This is a genomic window from Micromonospora sp. NPDC052213, from assembly GCF_040679695.1.
Lineage (GTDB): Bacteria > Actinomycetota > Actinomycetes > Mycobacteriales > Micromonosporaceae > Micromonospora.
The window spans coordinates 1-16,690 of record NZ_JBFAVI010000155.1 but is presented as its reverse complement, the minus strand read 5'-3'; the positions used below and the strand labels follow the sequence as shown (position 1 = coordinate 16,690).

Sequence of the window (16,690 nt, the reverse complement as noted above, 5' to 3'; positions counted from 1 at the left end):
ACCCCCGGGCGGCCCGCGGCCCTGAGGGGGCGGGGGCACGCGGTTCCCGGTGAAGTGCCGGTGGGACCGGACGCCGGTTCGCCCGGGTTGCACGGCCCGCGGCCGGGGCCGGGGCCGGTCAGGCTCTACCGGCGGATCCGGGCTGAGAGCAGCTCAGCCGCAGGTGCCCCAGCTGTGCCGGCCGGCCGCCGGAGAAGGTGGAGCAGGGTGCTGACAGGCGCCCACCGGCAGCGCCCGGCACTGCGCCAGTCCCGCCGGCAACGCGAGGTGATATCCGTTTTGCACCGGTGAGACGATGCGGGCGTGAACAAGATCCCCACGCTGTTCCGCCGCGACCCGGACGACCGCAAGCGCGTCCTGCCCGAGGCAGACCCTGCCTGCCAGTGGGTCCTCGACGGCGAGGGAACGCCGACGCGCAAGTACGACGGCACCTGCGTGATGCTCGACGAGGACGGCACCTGGTGGGCACGGCGCGAGGTGCGGCCCGGCCGGACTCGACCGCCCGGCTACCGGCCGGTGATGACGGACGAGGTCACGGGCAAGACCGTGGGGTGGGAGCCGATCGAGCAGTCGCCGTACGCGCGGTACCACGCCGAGGCTCTCGCCGGCTCCCCCGAGCGACGCCGCGCCGGCACCTACGAGCTGATCGGCCCGAAGATCAACGGGAACCCCGAGGGCGTGCGGGGCCACGAGCTCGTACCGCACGGCGACGCGGAGAGGCTGGACGTGCCGCGCGACCTGGCCGGCCTGCGTGACTGGCTGCTGGCGCACCCTCAGTACGAGGGCATCGTCTGGCACCATCCGGACGGCCGGAGGGCGAAGTTGAAGCACCGCGACTTCGCCTGAGCCGGCGGTTGTACGTCTTCACGCGCTGCTGCCCGCAAGGCAGCGGCGCCGTGGGGAACACACGCCAAAGCGGCCCCCGGGTGCCCTGCCCCCCTCTCAGTCCTCGACGTCGGGTGACTCCGGCGGCGGCAGCGGCAGTTCGACGGCGGCGACCGCTCCCACGCGTACAGCGGAGTGCGCCGGCGGCAGCTTGTCCGCTCGCGGCGAGCGGCTGTGCACCGCGCCCCGGCCAGTCGGGTCCGGTCGCCGGCTCACCTCGCAGGTCACCATCCGGATCGGCGGAGGCGGTGCCGTGAACCGGCCGGTACCCCAGCGCACCCACAGCGGAATCCGTCCCGCGTCGGCTTCGGCGAGCAGCTTCTCCCAGGTGCGGCGGCGCGTACCGTGATCGACCTCGACGACGACCGGCGGGCCGTCCGGCCGGGCACAGGCCACGTCGAGCACCGACTGCTGTGCGGACATCGGCGGCGGCAGCGGCAGCACGCTGGACGCCCGCCGGTAGACCCGCCAGCCCCGCTGTTCCGCCCAGTCGACCACCGCGTCGATCAGCCGGGCGGTGACCTGGTCCGTCGTCAGGTCGGTGAAAGTGACCGCGTCGAGCCGGTCAGCCAGCGACGCCGCCAGCCGCTCCCCGTCCTCACCGAGCACCACCGCCGCAGGGTAACCGCGCAATCGGCCGTCCGCGCCGGTGGGGCAGCACGAGTGGGCGGGTCAGCGATGCGCCGACTGCGACTCGTACCAGTCCCCGCACGCGTGGATGATGGCGGCTGTGAGCCACGTGCACTCCATACCGGTGCGGGTTCGTCCCGAGCCGTGCGAGACGATCGCCAGCCTCCCGCATCCGCGGCTGCGGCCGTATGTCGTCGGTTACGCGGGCTTCCGTTCAGGTTCGGGAGCAGCCGTACGGCACCGGGCCATGCCGATGACCCTGGCCACGATGATCGTCGACTTCGCCGGGCCGAGCAGGGTGATCACCGGGCCCCGAGGTGACCCCGTCGTCCACGAGCAGACCGCGTGGGGGGACGGCGTCTCCGTCGGCCTGACGCCGGCCGGAGTGACCGCGCTCCTCGGCGTGCCGATGCGGGAGGTGGCCGGCGGCACCTTCCGGCTGGCGGACATCCTCGGCCACCGCGAGGTGGAGTTGGCCGAGCGGCTCGGGGAGGCACCGGACCGGCCGGCGTGGTTCGCGGTGCTGGACGACTTCCTGACCGCTCGGCTGGCCGCGGACACGGGGCCGGACGGGCTGACGGTGCGTGCCTGGTGGCGACTCCAGCGATCGGCGGATCGGCTCCGGATCAGCGCGTTGGCCGACGAGCTCGACGTCAGCCGGCGCACCCTTGAACTCCGGTTCCAGCGACAGATCGGCCTGTCCCCCGGAACTGTCGCCAGGATCGCTCGCTTCCAGCGCGCCCTGCGCATGCTCACCCGGTCCGCCGGCCTGCCGCAGACGGCGGTCGACTGCGGTTACGCCGACCAGCCGCACTTCAACCGTGAGGTCCGCGCCATGTCCGGCCTGACCCCGACCGAGCTGTGCGCATTCTTTCAATACCAGGAGCTCTCCCCCGGCTAGCGTCCCCGGCATGAGGCTCACCGGTAAGACCGCACTCGTGACCGGCGGATCGCGGGGAATCGGCCGGGCGATCGTGCGTCGGCTCGCCCGCGAAGGCGCAACGGTCGTGTTCACGTACAAGGAGAATCGGGCGGCGGCCGACGACCTCGTCAGCCAACTCGCCGGCGCGATCGCCGTCCGCGCCGACCAGGAGGACCTCACCAACGTCTCGGCGATGTTCCAGCCGGTCCGCGACGGCCTGGACATCCTCGTCAACAACGCCGCCGTCAACCCCCGGGCGCTGATCGCGGACATCACCGAGGACGAGTTCGACCGGGTCCTGACGGTCAACACCAAGTTCCCCGTGCTGGCCATGCGGGAAGCGGCGCCGGTGCTGCGCGACAAGGGCCGCATCATCAACATCTCCACCCTGAACACGGTGGTGCCGGCGCCCGGCCACTCCCTCTACTGCGCCAGCAAGGCCGCGCTCGAACAGTTCACAGCGGTCGCCGCCCGGGAGTTCGGCGCCCGTGGCATCACCGTCAACACGATCTCGCCCGGCGCGACCGACACCGACCTGCTGCGCGCCGCCAATCCCCCGGAGGCCCTGGCCCAGACCGCCGCCGTCACCGCGTTGCAACGGCTCGGCCAGCCCGACGACATCGCGGCCGTGGTCGCCTTCCTCGCCGGGTCCGACGCGCAGTGGATCACTGGTCAGAACATCCGGGCGACGGGCGGGCTGCTCGTCTGAGCTCGACGCCGACGCGCAGCCCTGCCAGGGGTGGTTGTCGGTGCCCACCGGAAAACCCGGTGGACGTCAGTGGACACCGCACTACCCTCGTCCGGGTGATCGCTGATCTGCCCTCGTTCGAGTTCGCCTTCCCTGGCCCGCTGCGCGACAAGCTGGTCGCCGCCGTGCTCGACGGGACGAAGACCACCACCACCGGCCTGCTCCAGGACTACGAGATCGACGGCGAGTCGCTGCCGGTGGTGGGCACCCGAGCGGCGGTGGTCGACTCCGCCGGCCGCCGGGTCGCGGTGATCGAGGTGACCGACGTGCGTGTCAGCCGGCTTGGCGACGTCGATTTCGACCACGTACGCGACGAAGGCGAAGGGGACGACTCGGTTGCGGCCTGGCGAGCCGGGCACGAGGACTACTGGCACGGAACGGACTACCGGGGCTGGCTGGGCAGACCGGACTTCACCGTGAACGACGACACGCCGGTCGTGCTGGAGCGGTTCCGCCTCGTCGCGAAGCTCTGACCGCCACGGCCGAAGGACGGTCGCGCTCGCTGCCCGGTCGCATTACCACGAGATGTCCGGGGGAGCCGACGCGTCAGGTCAGGGTCGGTGTGGCGGCGAACGCGGTCAACGTCGGCCGCCGCCGCTCGACCTCGGCGGCGGCGAGGACGGCGGTCTGCCCGACTCCGATGGCGACCACCGTGACGGCGAGCGTGAGCCGGGACTGGTCGGCGACGAGCCGCGCGAGCCACCACAGCAGCAGGAAGACGGTGAGGTTGCCCGCCGCCACCGCCACCCACCAGGTCGCCAGCGGCAGCCATCGAGGCGTCACCGGGCCCGGCAGGGCCCGCCTGGTGTAAGCGGTGATCAACCAGACGATGCCACCGACGGGCCGCCCGCCACCTGGACCGCACGCCCGCCGGTCGGATGTTCTCCCGGCCGGTGCCGGGAGGTTAGGCTTCGGCGCATGTCGAGGTGGCGATGGCAGGGCCGTCCGGCGAACATCGCCCTGGTGCTCGTGGTCGGCCTGGTGGCCCTCGTCGGCCTGGTGGTGCAGTCGCGTGGCATCGACACCGCCGCCGAACGGGCGGCGTTGCTGGCCGTGCTGGCCTCTTCCGGCGCGCTGTACGTCCGCCGCCGCCATCCGGTCGCGGTGGGCGTGGTGGCGCTGGCCGCCGTCGGCGCGTACGGAGTGTTGCTGCACCGGCCCGGGCCGATCATGCTGGTGCTCGTCGTGGCGCTCTACACCGTCGTCGACGAGGGGCACCTCGCGGTCGCCATCGGGCTCGGTCTCGCCTCGGTGGTCGCCTTCGCCGTCGCGGACAGCTACAACCGGACGGCGAACAGTGCGAACGGGGCGACGCTGCTGCACGCCGGCTGGGTCATCGCGGTCATCGTCGGGGTGACCCGCAACCGCCGGGCCTACCTCGCCGAGGGACAGGCCCGGGCGCTCGCCGCCGAGCAGCGGATGGAGGAGGAGGCGCGGCGCCGGGCCACCGAGGAGCGGCTGCGCATCGCCCGCGAGCTGCACGACGTGCTCGGGCACCACCTCTCGCTGATCAACGTGCAGGCCAGCGCCGCGCTGCACCGGCCGGACCCCGCCCGGTCCACGCAGGCCCTCACCGCGATCAAACAGACGAGCAAGGAGACGCTGCGCGAGTTGCGTACGACTCTCGGGATACTGCGGCAGGAGGGCGAGGCGCCGACCGCGCCCGCACCGGGCCTGAATCGCCTGTACGAGCTGGTCACGGCGGCCGGCCGGTCCGGATTGGAGATCCGCACCGAGCTGACCGAAACCCGGCCGCTACCGCCGGAGGTCGACCTGGCGGCGTACCGGATCGTCCAGGAGGCGCTCACGAACGTGACCCGGCACGCGGGCGCGGCCGCCGCGGTGATCCGAGTCCGGCCCGACCGCGACGACGTGCTGGTGGAGGTCGAGGACGACGGTGCCGGCGCACCGGGCCCGCCCGGCAACGGGATCCTCGGCATGGGCGAGCGGGTCCAGACGTTGGGCGGTTCGCTGAGCACGGGCCCCGGGCCGGACGGCGGCTTCCGGGTGCGCGCCCGCCTCCCGCTGCGGCCCGACCCGGTGCCGGCGGGAGCGCCGGCGCTGCGATCGGGACCGGGGGACGCGGCGTGATCCGGGTGCTGCTCGCCGACGACCAGACCCTGGTACGCGCGGGGTTCCGGTCCATCCTTGACGGCGAGGACGGCATCGAGGTGGTCGGCGAGGCCGCCGACGGCGCCGAGGCGGTGCGGCTCGCCCGGCAGCTGCGGCCGGACGTCGTCCTCATGGACATCCGGATGCCCGTGCTGGACGGCCTGGCCGCCACCCGGGAGATCGCCGCGAGCTCCGATGTCCGCGTGGTCATCCTGACCACCTTCGACCTGGACGACTACGTCTACGGCGCGCTGCGGGCCGGCGCGAGCGGCTTCCTGGTCAAGGACACCGAACCGGCGGAGCTGATCCACGGAGTGCGGGTGGTGGCGCGCGGTGACGCACTCATCGCGCCGTCGATCACCCGCCGGCTGATCTCCGAGTTCACCGCCCGGGCCACGCATCCGGACCCGGGGCCGCGGCTGAGCGCGCTCACCGAGCGGGAGCGTGAGGTGATGACGCTGGTCGCCGCCGGCCTGTCCAACGACGAGATCGCGGCGCGGCTGGTGCTGAGCCCGGCCACCGCGAAAACGCACGTCAGCCGGATCATGACCAAGGCCCAGGTCCGGGACCGGGCCCAGTTGGTGATCCTCGCGTACGAGTCCGGCCTGACCGTCCCCGGCTGGCTCGCCCGCTCCTGACAACAACCTCCGGGGCCCGCCGGATGCCTGGCGGTGTGGCTCGTCCGGCCTGCCGGCGGGGGCGGATGTGCGGTTGCGCCGGTACGGGGAGACAACCGCAGCGGTACGACGCCCCGGGCGCGTACGACCCGGGTGGTAGGCCCATCGGCAACTCCGGCATGACGACCCGGAGCCACGCTGGTACATACGCTGCCGCCTGTACCCGTCACGCGACCGAAGGAATCCTCGATGTCCATCCGCCACATGCTTGCCGCCGCCGCAGCCGCCCTGCTCGGAGCGTTCGGACTTGCCGCACCGGCGGCCGCGCACGTCTCGGCCCAGCCGGCCGCCGCCAGTGTCTACACCATGAGCGCCGGGCGGCTCGGGTCCAGCGTGGCCGCCGTGCTGGGGCTGATCGGCGTGATCATCGGCGGGCTCGCTCTGGCCCGCCCCACCAGTCGCATCGGCACCGGCAACGGGCGCGGCGGAGCCACCGTGGCCCTGGTGGCGGGGCTGATCAGCATCGCCCTCGGTGGAGTGGTCGTGGCAACCTCCGACAGTGGCATCGGCACCGGCAACGGGCGCGGCGGAGCCTACGTGGCCCTGGTGGTGGGGCTGATCAGCATCGTCCTCGGTGGGCTGGCTCTGGCCCGCACCCGCCGCACCGGCTGACCCGGCCCTCGAGCCGCCGCCGCCCGGGTGCGCCCGCCCGGTTCGGGCAGCCGGCCTCCGGCGGCGGCGTACGGCGGCGAAACGGGAGGCCTACCCGCCTCTGCGCAGCGCAAACATGGATCCGCTGCTCGCAGTCACCGCGACGTGCTTTTCGCCAATCGCACCGTACCCGCCTCCGCGACGATTACCGTACGTTAATGTGACTGACTTTCGGGTTACCGCCGTGACGCTCAGCGCGCTCCTGGTTCTGCCCGCTGGCGCGCTCGTCGTGACACCAACGCCGGCGGTGGCCACGCCGTACGTGCCATGTCCCGCCGTGAAGCCGTCGGTTCCTCCGCCCGCCACGCCGTCTCCGCCACCGGTTGACCCCGCTCAGCGGGCGGTCGGGGGGCAGGCGCTGGCGACGCCGGGACTGGCCGTCCCCCCGGATGCGCCGAAAGCTCCGGCAGTGACCGCCACCGCGTGGCTCGTGGCGGACCTCAACAGCGGTGAGGTCCTGGGTGGGTGCGGCCCCCATGAGCACCGAACGCCAGCCAGCGTGCAGAAGCTGCTACTCGCGGCGTCCCTGATGTCCCGCCTCGATCCGGCCGACGTCGTTCAGGTGACCCGGGCGGATCTGCACGATCTCGATCCGGCGAGTTCGCTGATGGGGGTGGTCGAGGGCGGCCGGTACTCGATCGAGAGCTTGTGGCTGGGGCTTCTCCTCAAATCCGGGAACGACGCGGCCAACGTGCTGGCTCGCGTCGGCGGCGGCGCCGCCGGCAGGCAGGGCGGAGTCGACGCGATGAACGACGAGGCGCAGCGGCTGCGCGCGAACCAGACACACGCTGCGACGCCCTCCGGCCTGGACGGCCCCGGCCAGTACACCAGCGCGTACGACCTCGCGCTGATCGCGCGATCGGTCTTCGCCCGCGAGGACTTTCGGCGCTACATCGCCACCGAGGTGGCACAGATACCGGCACGGCCGGGAAACCCGGCAATCGAGATCACCCATGACCGGACGCTGCTGGGCCACTACCCCGGGACGCTCGGAGGGAAGACGGGCTTCACCGACCTGGCTCGGCAGACGTACGTCGGCGTAGCCGAACGCAACGGGCGACGACTCGCGGTGACCCTGCTCGGGGCGGAGACCGCGCCGCTGGGGAGTCTGGGTGAGGCGTCAGCGCTGCTCGACTGGGGCTTCGCACTTCCTGCCGGCGCGTCCGTCGGCCACCTGGTCGCACCCGAGGAGAAGAAGCACGACCGCCCCGTGGTCCCCGTCAAGGGCGAGCAACACGGCGGGGCCGGGGAATCGTCGTCCCTGTCCCTGCCCGCCGGTCTCGGCCTCGGCGCCGCCCTCGTGCTGACCGTCCTGATCCTGGCGGCCCCACGGCGGCGCAATGGTGCGCGGGGTGAAGGCGGCCAACGGTAGGGAGTCCAGGCCCGCGCATCCGCACGGGGCCCATGGCGACGTCGATCTCCGATGACCGCCACCACCAACAGGCTCCGGGTGCATCCCCCGGCCGGGCGTCTTGCCCCGACCAGGCATGATCCCACCCATGACGATCAACAGCGCCGGCCACTCCGGGAGCCAGGGGCCCTGCCGCTGCCGTAAGCCGGCCCACTGCCACGCCGTGGGCCACTGCCACAGCAAGGTCGGCTCCCGTCGTCAGGGACCCGGCTGCAAGGGCCGTAAGGGGGCCCTGGACTCCTGTGGCGACGACCCGTGCAGCAGCCCGGGCTGCTGCGACCTCGGCCTCTTCTCCACCCAGCTCACCCTGGGGGCCGCCCTGGCGGGCGCCGCCGGTGGCCTGGCGGGCGCCCGGCAGGGCCGACCGGTCGACGATCGGCCGGGAACCCTGGACCGGGCCGGTCTCGCCGCGATCCGCGGCTACCGCCGCTGGCTGTCGCACCGCTGGCCCGGGCAGTGCCGGTACACCCCGACCTGTAGCGCGTACGGGCTCGCCGCCGTCGACCGCTACGGGCTGGCCGTCGGCGGGCGGCTCGCGGCGGCCCGGCTGCGCCGTTGCCGGCCCGAGGTGCCCCTCGGAACCGCCGACCCGCTGCCCTGATCCGGGGCCGCCGGGTGGAGCAGTCTGTGATGCACACAGACACCACCCGGCCAGCCGGGCCGCTCCGGGCGGCCGGCCGGTGCCAGCGTCTCCGTCTCCGCCGGCCCACCCGACGCCGCCCACACCCAACCCCACGGGGGCTTGGCCTGGTCACGCGGTTGGTGGAGCAGGTCCGAGGGGCCGGTATGCGACTGACCGGCGATGGCGGCCGGCGGCAGCAGCCCACGAAGCCCGGCCGCCACCAGTCGCCACGGGGCTCGGACAGGGCCATTCGTTGATTCTTCGATGCCGGAATGCCGCCGTCGAACGCCGACGGACCGGCGATGCTCCCTCTCTTGGGGCCTGTTGCTACCGCCGGCGGCGTGTTCTCATACCGGGACGACGATGTCTGTGAGCTGGTCGGGGCGACCCTCGTTCGTCCCGCACCACGACCCCATCCCCCATGCGTGAGAGGTGCAACGATGCACAGAAGACTGACGTTCCAACTGGCAGTCCTGACCGCTACCGCGGCGACGTTCCTGGCGGCCGGTGGAGCCTCCGCGGCGGTGGACACGGCAGGGTCCGTGACCGCCTCCGCGGGTGTCGCGGAGTGCGAGCCGGGTGCCGAGGGGCACAGCGCGGCGCGGGTGAGCGAGGGCGCCACGGCGCAGGAGCCCGAGCTGTATTCCAAGAACGAGGCAAACGCCTACGGCGTGATCAAGGATTCGCCGCGCCTGTCCAACGGCAGCGTCACCGTGCCCACGGTCTTCCACATGATCTCCGACCACCCCCTCAGCGCGGCCGAGACGGACAGGTGGAACACCCTGATCGCGGCGCAGATGACGGTGCTCAACGATTCGTTCGCGGGCCGCACCGCGGCGAACGCCTCCGACACGCCGTTCCGGTTCTCGCTCGTCGACACGACGTGGACGGTGAACAGCGACTGGTACACGGTCGTGCCGGGCAAGAACGAGCGGGACATGAAGCGTGCGCTGTACACCGGCGACTCCCGCACCCTGAACGTGTACGCGGCGAACATCGGCGGCGGGCTCCTCGGCTGGGCGTACTTCCCGAAGGGCTACAACAACGGCCGGGACTACATCGACGGCGTGGTGATGCTCGACGAGTCGATGCCGGGCGGAACGGCGGGCAAGTACGCCCTGGGTGACACGCTGACGCACGAAGTCGGGCACTGGCTGATGCTGGAGCACACCTTCGCGCACGGGTGCTCCGCTGCCGGCGACTACGTCGCGGACACCCCGCGGGAGGCGGCGCCGCAGTTCAACTGCCCGGTGGGCGCGGACTCCTGCACGGCACCCGGGCTGGACCCGATCCACAACTTCATGGACTACACGCAGGACGCCTGCATGAACATGTTCACCCCGGGACAGGCGGACCGGATGAGCGACGCCTGGGTGGCATTCCGGGCCGGCGGCGTCAAGTAACCACGCACGCGTCGGGGTTGGCGGGCCGCGGTCAGTGGCTCGTCAACCCCGCTGTTCCTGGGCTGAGTCCTTCGGCACGGCCGCGCGAGCTGGATTCGGCCACGTTGACCTGCCATGATGCCGCGCATGTCACTGCGCCGCCGTACCGTGCTCGGCGCCGGTCTGGCGGCCGCCGCCACCCTCGCCGGCTGCCGCGAGGTGGTCCGTTCGGCCACCGCCGGCCCGACCGCCGCACCCAGCCCGTCGGCCGCATCGCCGCGACCGGCAGCACGACGGGATACGGCTCCGAGGGCCGCGGCGCCAGCCACCACCGGCACCCCCGTCACGTTCGCCGACCGCAGGCTGCTCCGCGAACTCGACCGCCACCTCGTCCCGACCAGCGTCAACCCCGAACACCCGGCGTACGCGGGCGCGGTCGCGCTCTGCCAGGTGAACGGCACCACCACGGCGCGGGCGTGGGTCGGCAAGGCGCTGCGCTACGACGCGGGCCCGGTGCTGCTGCCCGAGTCCAAGCAGGTCGCGATGCGGCACGACTCGATCTTCGACCTCGCCTCGATCACCAAGGTCTACACCGCGATCCTCGCGCTGCAACAGGTCGACAAGGGCCGGATCCATCTCGACGCGCCCGTGGCCGACTACCTCCCGGGCTTCACGGGCACGGGCAAGAACAGGGTCACCGTCGCCATGCTGCTGGCGCACACCAGCGGCCTACCCGTCGGAGCCAAGGTCGCCGGCCTACCCGACGACGCGGCCCGCCGGGCGGCGGTCCTCGCCACCCCCCTGGTCAGCGACGCGATCCCCGGCACGGTCTTCCGCTACTCCAGCGTCGGCCTGATGGTCCTCGCATTCCTGGTCGAAAAGGTCACCGGGCAGCGGCTCGACCAGGCCCTCACAACCGGGTTGACCGGGCCACTCGGCCTGAAGGACACCGGATTCAACCCGAAGACCTGGCTCAGCGCCTCAGATCAGGCGAGCCGACTCGTCGCCACGGACGCGCGGTCCTCCCGAGGGCTGCTCCGCGGCGTGGTGCACGACGACGTCGCCAACCACATGGGGGGAATCGCCGGCCACGCCGGCATCTTCAGCACCGCCGCCGAGGTAGCCGTCATCGGGCAGCTGCTGCTCAACGGCGGCATCCACAACGGCACCCGGATCCTCTCCGAAGAGATCACCCGGCAGATGCTCACCAACGTGACCACCGGCCTGCCCGCCGTCGACCCGGAACGACCCAACCGCACCTCCGCGCACGGCCTCGGCGTCGTGCTCGACCAGCCCTGGTTCATGGGCAGGCTCAGCAGCCCCCGCACCTTCGGGCACACCGGCTTCACCGGCACCTCCCTGGTGGTCCACCCGGACCGCCGGATGGTCCTGGTCCTCCTGACAAACCGCGCCCACCCGAACTGGAGCTGGGCGAACCCCGACCCGATCCGCGTGGCCGTCGCCAACGCCGTCTCCGCCACCGCGACACCGCGTTAGGTGGCCCGACCGCCAACGGCTTGCCGTCAACGTCGACGATCCGCGTTGCCTGACGGCATGCCGCAGCCCGCCCCGGTGGCCGGTAGGCGTCGCCGAACAGGCATCGGCGTTCTTGACGCCTGTCAGGTGGCTGTCTAGCGTCGGATGCCATGACCCGGCCCAAGTTTCTGCCGCTGCTCACCGCCCTGATCATCACCGTGGCCGCGACGGCCCTGCCCGGCAGAGCCGCGTCCGCCGGTCTCGCGGGATCGGCGAGCGGACCGGGGGCGGTCATGCTGATCGGCGGTGCCCTCGCCGACGACAACAGCGCCGTCTACGGGGAGTTCGTCCGGCAGGCCGGTGGCTCCGGAGCGCGTATCGGCGTGCTGAGCGCGTCCTCGGCGTCGCCGCACTGGGCCGCCAACCAGGTTGGCAAGGTCCTCGAGCGGTACGGGGCGGCGGAGGTCACCTGGATCCCGGTGAGCGTGAAGAAGAAGGGCAGCGGCGACGATGCGGCGAACGCCGCGCTGGCCGCGTCGATGACCGGTTTCTTCTTCGCCGGTGGCGACCAGTTCCGCTACGTGGAGTCGATGATCCACGCCGACGGCTCCGACGGGGCGGTACTCGCCGCGATCCGGCAACGCTTCCAGGCCGGCGCGCCGGTCGCGGGCACCAGCGCCGGCATGCAGATCTTCGCCGGCCCCGACATGATCACCGGCGGGTCGAGCTACTACGGGATCCGCGACGGTGCCCGCACCGGCTACTACGACACCGACGAGATCCTCGGCTACTGGCCCGCCGGTGGCTTCAGCTTCTTCACCTCCGGCCTCGTCGACACCCACTTCGACGCGCGCGGTCGCAACGGACGGTCGCTCCGGCTCGCCGCCGACACCGGGCACGACCGGGTGTACGGGGTGGGTGAGAACACCGCGCTGGTGGTCACCGGGGCGGGCACGGCGAGCGAGACCGCGCGGGTCGTCGGCACGAACGGGGTGTCGATCCTCGACCTGCGCTCGGCCCAGGTCGGCACGGTCGGCGGGCACTGGTCGATCAGCGGTGTCCGGTGGAGCTACCTCACCGACGGCGACAGCTACGATCCCGGCCGGTGGCAGGTCACGAAGGGCGCGACGAGCACGCCCGCCTCGCCGCACGACCGCGCGGCGGCACCGCCGTCGACCGACGTGTTCGGCTCGTACGCGCTGCGCGACGCCGCCCTCGACCTCGCCGACGCCGGGCAGTCCACCGCGACGACCGGCACGACCGCGGAAAGCGGTCCGCGTTTCGTGGTCGGGCTGACCAAGGGTGCCTCGTTCCTCGCGTACACCGCCGGCGGGGCCGGCCCCGCGTCCTTCACCGACCTGACGGTGTCGATCCAGGCCGGCTGAGCCACCGGGTTCCACGGGCCGAGGATCACGACCCCGATCGGCCGATCAGCCCGCCGGAGGGCGTGCGGCCTCCCTGAAGGCTGCGCGCGACCCGTGGCATGTGCGGGCGCTCACCGGCCGGGGGCGGAAAGGTCCTCGCCGCTGATCACGAAGCACCCGAACATGTCGCTGAGGGCAACGCGTTGGTGGTGCGTCAGCGGGTTCACGAAGACCACGACGTCGACCTCTGCGGCCCGGCACGCCTGCGCGATTTCGCGGGCTCTGCCGGCGCTGAGCAACGTCCGCCGCGAGAACGGCTCGGTCATCTTGGCCGCACCGCCGTGCGAAACCCCCCGCCGCTGGACGTGCCGGCCCGCTACCCGCCCACCGTGTGCCTCCACCGCAGCCGCCAGCAGGTCGAGCTTTGGGTCTGACTGATTGTCCTTCGCCGAGAACAGGCCTACGAGCGCCACGGCGGCGCCCGCCAGTACGGAGGCCGGTGGCCTGGTCGGATCTCGCCGCACGGGGCCATGATGCCAGGCTCCTGGCGGCCACTCCGATGACAGCCTCGGCCGTGCGGTGCCGGCGTGGCACGATACTCGGTGTCCTCCGCCGCCGGGTGGTCGGGACACGACAGTGATGGAGTCGGGATGACAGGACTGGCCGGCGCACCGGTGCCGGGGCTGACCCCACTGTGGACGCACGACCCGGTCACCGCCGGCCCCTACCGGCTGGTCGGCCGTCTGGGCGCGGGCGGGCAGGGGGTGGTCTACCTGGGCGAGGACGACCAGGGCCACCGCGTCGCGGTCAAGATGATCAACATCGACCTGCGCGACCCCCGGGCCCGGTCGCAGTTCACGAAGGAGATCGCCGCAGCACGCCGGGTCGCGCCGTTCTGCACGGCGCAGGTGCTCTTCGCCGAGGTGGACGGCGAACCGCCCTACGTGGTCAGCGAGTTCATCGAGGGGCCAACCCTTCACCGGCACGTCCGCGAACACGGGACGGTCAATGGCAACGCGCTGCACCGGCTCGCCGTCGGCACTGCCACCGCGCTCGCCGCGATCCACCGCTCCGACGTCGTGCACTGCGACCTGAAGCCGGACAACGTGGTGCTCGGCCGGGACGGCCCCCGGGTGATCGACTTTGGCATCGCCCGCGCACTCGGGGTCACCGAGACGGCGACCAGCCGGGTGATGGGGACGACCGCGTACATGGCTCCGGAGCGGTTCCGCAACGACGCGGTCGCCCCGCCCTGCGACGTCTTCGCCTGGGCCGCCACGATCGCCTTTGCCGCGAGCGGCCGGCCGCCGTTCGGCAACGACTCGCCCTTCGCGGTCATGCACCGGGTCCTGAACGACCCGCCCGACCTGCCGCCGCTCCCGCCGGGCCTGGAGGAACTGATCCGGGAGTGTCTGGCCAAGGAGCCGGCGGACCGGCCGGCGGCCGAGCAGGTGCTGATCCGGCTGCTCGGGCAGGACGTCCGGGTCAGCGGTCGGGTCCGCCAGGAGAACCTGCTCCAGATGGGTAACGACACCGCCGGCGCGCCGACGACGAACGAGCCGCTGCCCACGTCGGCGACGCGGCAAGCCCAGCCGACACGGGTGGCACCGAGGCAGGCCCGACCGACGCCGCCGGAGCAACCTCCGGCATCGACGTCGGATACACCCACCGCGTCGTCCCGCCCGGTCGAGGGCTGGGGGCAGCGGCTGCGCCGCGAATCCGTCGACCCCTGGGGTGTGTCGACTGCGATCGTCCTCGGCTCGGGGGGCGCGGCCGCCGGCTACGTCGCGTCGAGCGCGGTGGGCGTGGCCGCAGCGCTGGGGACGGCCACCTTCGTCGTGGTGTACCTGGTCCGGCTGCTGGTCGCGACGGCCCTCGGCGGCGGCGCCTCCGACCGCCTCTGACGGCCGGGTCCGGAGCCGCCCCGGTTGGCGCTGGACCGATAGGTTGACTGCTATCCGTCAACCCGTCGAGGAGGACATTTCCGATGGCCCCAGCCCCGTCGCACACACGGCAGTGGTTGCCGTACACCGCCGCCGTCACCATCGGGTTGCTGGTCATCGCCGGGGCGTTCGTGCTGGTCCGGCAGCGGGAAGCAGGCACCGACCGGCCCCGTGCCGACTGCACCACCACACTCGAGGTCAACTCCTCGACGGAGAAGGCGGCGCTGCTGGTCGAGCTGGCCGAGCGGTACAACAGCAGTGACCGGTCGCTCGACGGCGGTGGCTGCGCCCAGGTGCACGTGAGTGCCCTGAACTCGGGCAAGGCCGCCGAGGCGCTGGGCGCCGGCTGGAGCGGCGTCCGCCTGCCCGAGCCGCAGGTCTGGTTGCCAACGTCGAGCCTGTGGACCGGTCAGCTCCGGTTGTTCGACCAGGCCGCCGGGCGAGCGCCGCAGACGCCGGACCGGTATCCGTCGATCGCCAACAGTCCCCTCGTGATCGCGATGCGACAGCCGAAGGGCGACCTGGTACGCCAGCGCGGAGCGCTGGGCTGGGGGGACATCCTCGGCCTCTCCGGGCGGGAGGGGTGGGCCGGTTTCGGTAAGCCGGAGTGGGGCCGCTTCACCTTCGGCAAGGACAACCCGAACCTCTCCACGTCGGGGCTGGCGGCGACCATCGCCACCTACTACGCCGCCGCCCAGCGGTCCAGCGACCTGACCCGGTCGGACCTGGTGGACCCGAAGGTGACCCAGTTCGTCCGGCGGATCGAGGCCAACGTGTCGCACTACAGCGACGACGTGGTGGACCTGCTGCGGGACCTCGCCGAGGCCGACCTGGCCGGCGGGGACGGGAGCACGGACGACATGAGCGCGATCGTCATGCAGGAGGAACTGGTCCACCTCTACAACGAGGGGAGACTGAGCCCGACGCACGACGGCCAGGAGCGGGGCCAGCGGCCGAACGTCCCGCTGGTCGCCGTCCACCCGAAGGAGGGCACCTTCAACCTGGACCACCCGTTCGTGGTGCTCCCCTCCGCCGACGAACGGCAACGCGTGGCGGCAGCCGACTTCCTGGCATTCCTGACCGAGGACGCCCAGCAGAGGAGCTTCGCCCGGCTCGGCTTCCGGGACCACGAACGCCGGGCCCCGGCGGAACTGCTCGCCAGCGTCGGCACCGAGCCCACCGGCGGGCTGACCTACTTCGAGCCGCCGGACCCGGCCGTGGTCAACGCGATGTTGGACGGCTGGAGCACGCTGCGCAAGAAGGCCAACATCCTGATCGCGCTGGACACCTCCGGGTCAATGGAGGCGGCGGTCGGCGACCGTACCCGTTTCCAGGTCGCCTCGGCGGCGGCGGCCAAGGGACTCGCGCTGCTCAACTCGGAGGACCGGGTGGGGCTCTGGTCGTTCTCCTCCGAGACGTCGAAGCGGCCCGACGGCCCGTACCGGGAGGAGGTCCGGCTCGATGACTTCGACCAGCAGCGGATCACTCGCCGGATCGGTGGCCTGCACGTCGAGGGGGGCACCGCGCTGTACGCGACGGTCCGGGCCGCCCACGGGTACCTGCTCGACCGGTACGACCCGGAACGAATCAACGCGGTCGTGGTGCTGACCGACGGCAAGAACGAGTACGGTCGGGACAACGACCTGGCCCGGTTGCTCGCCGACGTCGCCCTGGATCCGCGGCGCCCGGTCAAGGTCTTCTGCATCGCCTTCGACCGGGAGTCGGACTTCGCCACGCTGGACCGGATCGCCAAGGCGTCGTCGGGCAAGGCGTTCGACGCCACCGACCCTGCCAAGATCGACGAGGCATTCGTGAAGCTGGTCAGCAGCTTCTGACCGCCGGTACGACTCTGGAGCGTCTCAACGCC

At 72.3% G+C, this 16,690-nt stretch carries 17 protein-coding genes; 14 read left to right on the top strand and 3 right to left on the bottom strand.

The genetic code is table 11. The annotated features are described in order from the left end of the window. Positions 1 to 303 precede the first annotated feature (303 nt). Entirely contained in the window at positions 304 to 846 is a 543-nt protein-coding gene (locus AB0L34_RS26945; RefSeq protein WP_357461860.1) for a DUF5565 family protein, read from the top strand. A gap of 96 nt (positions 847 to 942) precedes the next feature. Here AB0L34_RS26945 and AB0L34_RS26940 read toward each other — a convergent pair whose 3' ends face one another. Continuing rightward, on the bottom strand, positions 943 to 1,497 hold the full coding sequence (locus AB0L34_RS26940) for a hypothetical protein (RefSeq protein WP_363707686.1): 555 nt from the start codon (positions 1,495 to 1,497) through the stop codon (positions 943 to 945). A gap of 265 nt (positions 1,498 to 1,762) precedes the next feature. Between AB0L34_RS26940 and AB0L34_RS26935 the strand changes: the two genes are divergently transcribed. The 3 genes from AB0L34_RS26935 to AB0L34_RS26925 all read left to right on the top strand — a co-directional run bounded on the left by AB0L34_RS26935 (position 1,763) and on the right by AB0L34_RS26925 (position 3,658). After that, entirely contained in the window at positions 1,763 to 2,416 is a 654-nt protein-coding gene (locus AB0L34_RS26935; protein WP_363707684.1) for a helix-turn-helix domain-containing protein, read from the top strand. Positions 2,417 to 2,426: 10 nt separating this feature from the next. Then, the gene (locus tag AB0L34_RS26930; RefSeq protein WP_363707682.1) at positions 2,427 to 3,146 is read left to right on the top strand and encodes an SDR family oxidoreductase; all 720 of its coding nucleotides are present in this window, start codon (positions 2,427 to 2,429) and stop codon (positions 3,144 to 3,146) included. 95 nt (positions 3,147 to 3,241) lie between these two features. Continuing rightward, complete coding sequence (locus AB0L34_RS26925; RefSeq protein ID WP_363707680.1) at positions 3,242 to 3,658, top strand: ASCH domain-containing protein; 417 nt, start codon at positions 3,242 to 3,244, stop codon at positions 3,656 to 3,658. A gap of 73 nt (positions 3,659 to 3,731) precedes the next feature. Here the strand turns inward: AB0L34_RS26925 and AB0L34_RS26920 are convergent, their stop codons facing one another. Further along, positions 3,732 to 4,007: a hypothetical protein gene (locus AB0L34_RS26920; protein ID WP_363707678.1), complete on the bottom strand. Its 276-nt coding sequence runs from the start codon at positions 4,005 to 4,007 to the stop codon at positions 3,732 to 3,734. A 96-nt stretch (positions 4,008 to 4,103) separates the two neighbouring features. Here AB0L34_RS26920 and AB0L34_RS26915 point away from each other — a divergent pair, with 96 nt between their 5' ends. The 8 genes from AB0L34_RS26915 (at position 4,104) to AB0L34_RS26880 (ending at position 12,901) form a co-directional block, all read left to right on the top strand. Further along, positions 4,104 to 5,276, top strand: coding sequence for a sensor histidine kinase (locus tag AB0L34_RS26915; protein WP_357461854.1), 1,173 nt, complete (start codon positions 4,104 to 4,106; stop codon positions 5,274 to 5,276). Then, a complete protein-coding gene (locus AB0L34_RS26910) occupies positions 5,273 to 5,935 on the top strand; it encodes a response regulator transcription factor (protein WP_363707676.1) in 663 nt (220 codons plus the stop codon). Before AB0L34_RS26915 ends, AB0L34_RS26910 begins: the two co-directional genes overlap by 4 nt. Positions 5,936 to 6,163: 228 nt before the next feature. Then, positions 6,164 to 6,586 (top strand): DUF6223 family protein, encoded by a 423-nt coding sequence (locus AB0L34_RS26905; protein ID WP_363707675.1) that lies wholly within the window; start codon positions 6,164 to 6,166, stop codon positions 6,584 to 6,586. A gap of 199 nt (positions 6,587 to 6,785) precedes the next feature. Continuing rightward, positions 6,786 to 7,997: a D-alanyl-D-alanine carboxypeptidase gene (locus tag AB0L34_RS26900; protein WP_363707673.1), complete on the top strand. Its 1,212-nt coding sequence runs from the start codon at positions 6,786 to 6,788 to the stop codon at positions 7,995 to 7,997. 127 nt (positions 7,998 to 8,124) lie between these two features. Then, the gene (gene yidD / locus AB0L34_RS26895; RefSeq protein WP_363707671.1) at positions 8,125 to 8,637 is read left to right on the top strand and encodes a membrane protein insertion efficiency factor YidD; all 513 of its coding nucleotides are present in this window, start codon (positions 8,125 to 8,127) and stop codon (positions 8,635 to 8,637) included. Positions 8,638 to 9,098: 461 nt separating this feature from the next. Beyond that, on the top strand, positions 9,099 to 10,061 hold the full coding sequence (locus AB0L34_RS26890) for a zinc metalloprotease (RefSeq protein ID WP_363707669.1): 963 nt from the start codon (positions 9,099 to 9,101) through the stop codon (positions 10,059 to 10,061). Between the two features lie 126 nt (positions 10,062 to 10,187). Beyond that, the gene (locus AB0L34_RS26885) at positions 10,188 to 11,537 is read left to right on the top strand and encodes a serine hydrolase domain-containing protein (protein WP_363707667.1); all 1,350 of its coding nucleotides are present in this window, start codon (positions 10,188 to 10,190) and stop codon (positions 11,535 to 11,537) included. Between the two features lie 149 nt (positions 11,538 to 11,686). Then, positions 11,687 to 12,901, top strand: a complete 1,215-nt coding sequence (locus AB0L34_RS26880) for a cyanophycinase (RefSeq protein ID WP_363707666.1) — start codon at positions 11,687 to 11,689, stop codon at positions 12,899 to 12,901. A gap of 110 nt (positions 12,902 to 13,011) precedes the next feature. Here the strand turns inward: AB0L34_RS26880 and AB0L34_RS26875 are convergent, their stop codons facing one another. After that, on the bottom strand, positions 13,012 to 13,404 hold the full coding sequence (locus tag AB0L34_RS26875; RefSeq protein ID WP_363707664.1) for a hypothetical protein: 393 nt from the start codon (positions 13,402 to 13,404) through the stop codon (positions 13,012 to 13,014). A gap of 126 nt (positions 13,405 to 13,530) precedes the next feature. Here AB0L34_RS26875 and AB0L34_RS26870 point away from each other — a divergent pair, with 126 nt between their 5' ends. Both AB0L34_RS26870 and AB0L34_RS26865 read left to right on the top strand, forming a co-directional pair. Then, entirely contained in the window at positions 13,531 to 14,784 is a 1,254-nt protein-coding gene (locus AB0L34_RS26870) for a serine/threonine-protein kinase (RefSeq protein WP_363707662.1), read from the top strand. A gap of 83 nt (positions 14,785 to 14,867) precedes the next feature. Further along, positions 14,868 to 16,658: an extracellular solute-binding protein gene (locus AB0L34_RS26865; RefSeq protein WP_363707660.1), complete on the top strand. Its 1,791-nt coding sequence runs from the start codon at positions 14,868 to 14,870 to the stop codon at positions 16,656 to 16,658. Positions 16,659 to 16,690 lie beyond the last annotated feature (32 nt).

Bases quoted from the DNA above. Each gene is read 5' to 3' on its own strand.
- AB0L34_RS26935 (WP_363707684.1), top strand. From the start codon at position 1,763: ATGCCGATGACCCTGGCCACGATGATCGTCGACTTCGCCGGGCCGAGC.
- AB0L34_RS26930 (WP_363707682.1), top strand. From the start codon at position 2,427: ATGAGGCTCACCGGTAAGACCGCACTCGTGACCGGCGGATCGCGGGGA.
- AB0L34_RS26915 (WP_357461854.1), top strand. From the start codon at position 4,104: ATGTCGAGGTGGCGATGGCAGGGCCGTCCGGCGAACATCGCCCTGGTG.
- AB0L34_RS26905 (WP_363707675.1), top strand. From the start codon at position 6,164: ATGTCCATCCGCCACATGCTTGCCGCCGCCGCAGCCGCCCTGCTCGGA.
- yidD (WP_363707671.1), top strand. From the start codon at position 8,125: ATGACGATCAACAGCGCCGGCCACTCCGGGAGCCAGGGGCCCTGCCGC.
- AB0L34_RS26890 (WP_363707669.1), top strand. From the start codon at position 9,099: ATGCACAGAAGACTGACGTTCCAACTGGCAGTCCTGACCGCTACCGCG.
- AB0L34_RS26885 (WP_363707667.1), top strand. From the start codon at position 10,188: ATGTCACTGCGCCGCCGTACCGTGCTCGGCGCCGGTCTGGCGGCCGCC.
- AB0L34_RS26880 (WP_363707666.1), top strand. From the start codon at position 11,687: ATGACCCGGCCCAAGTTTCTGCCGCTGCTCACCGCCCTGATCATCACC.
- AB0L34_RS26870 (WP_363707662.1), top strand. From the start codon at position 13,531: ATGACAGGACTGGCCGGCGCACCGGTGCCGGGGCTGACCCCACTGTGG.
- AB0L34_RS26865 (WP_363707660.1), top strand. From the start codon at position 14,868: ATGGCCCCAGCCCCGTCGCACACACGGCAGTGGTTGCCGTACACCGCC.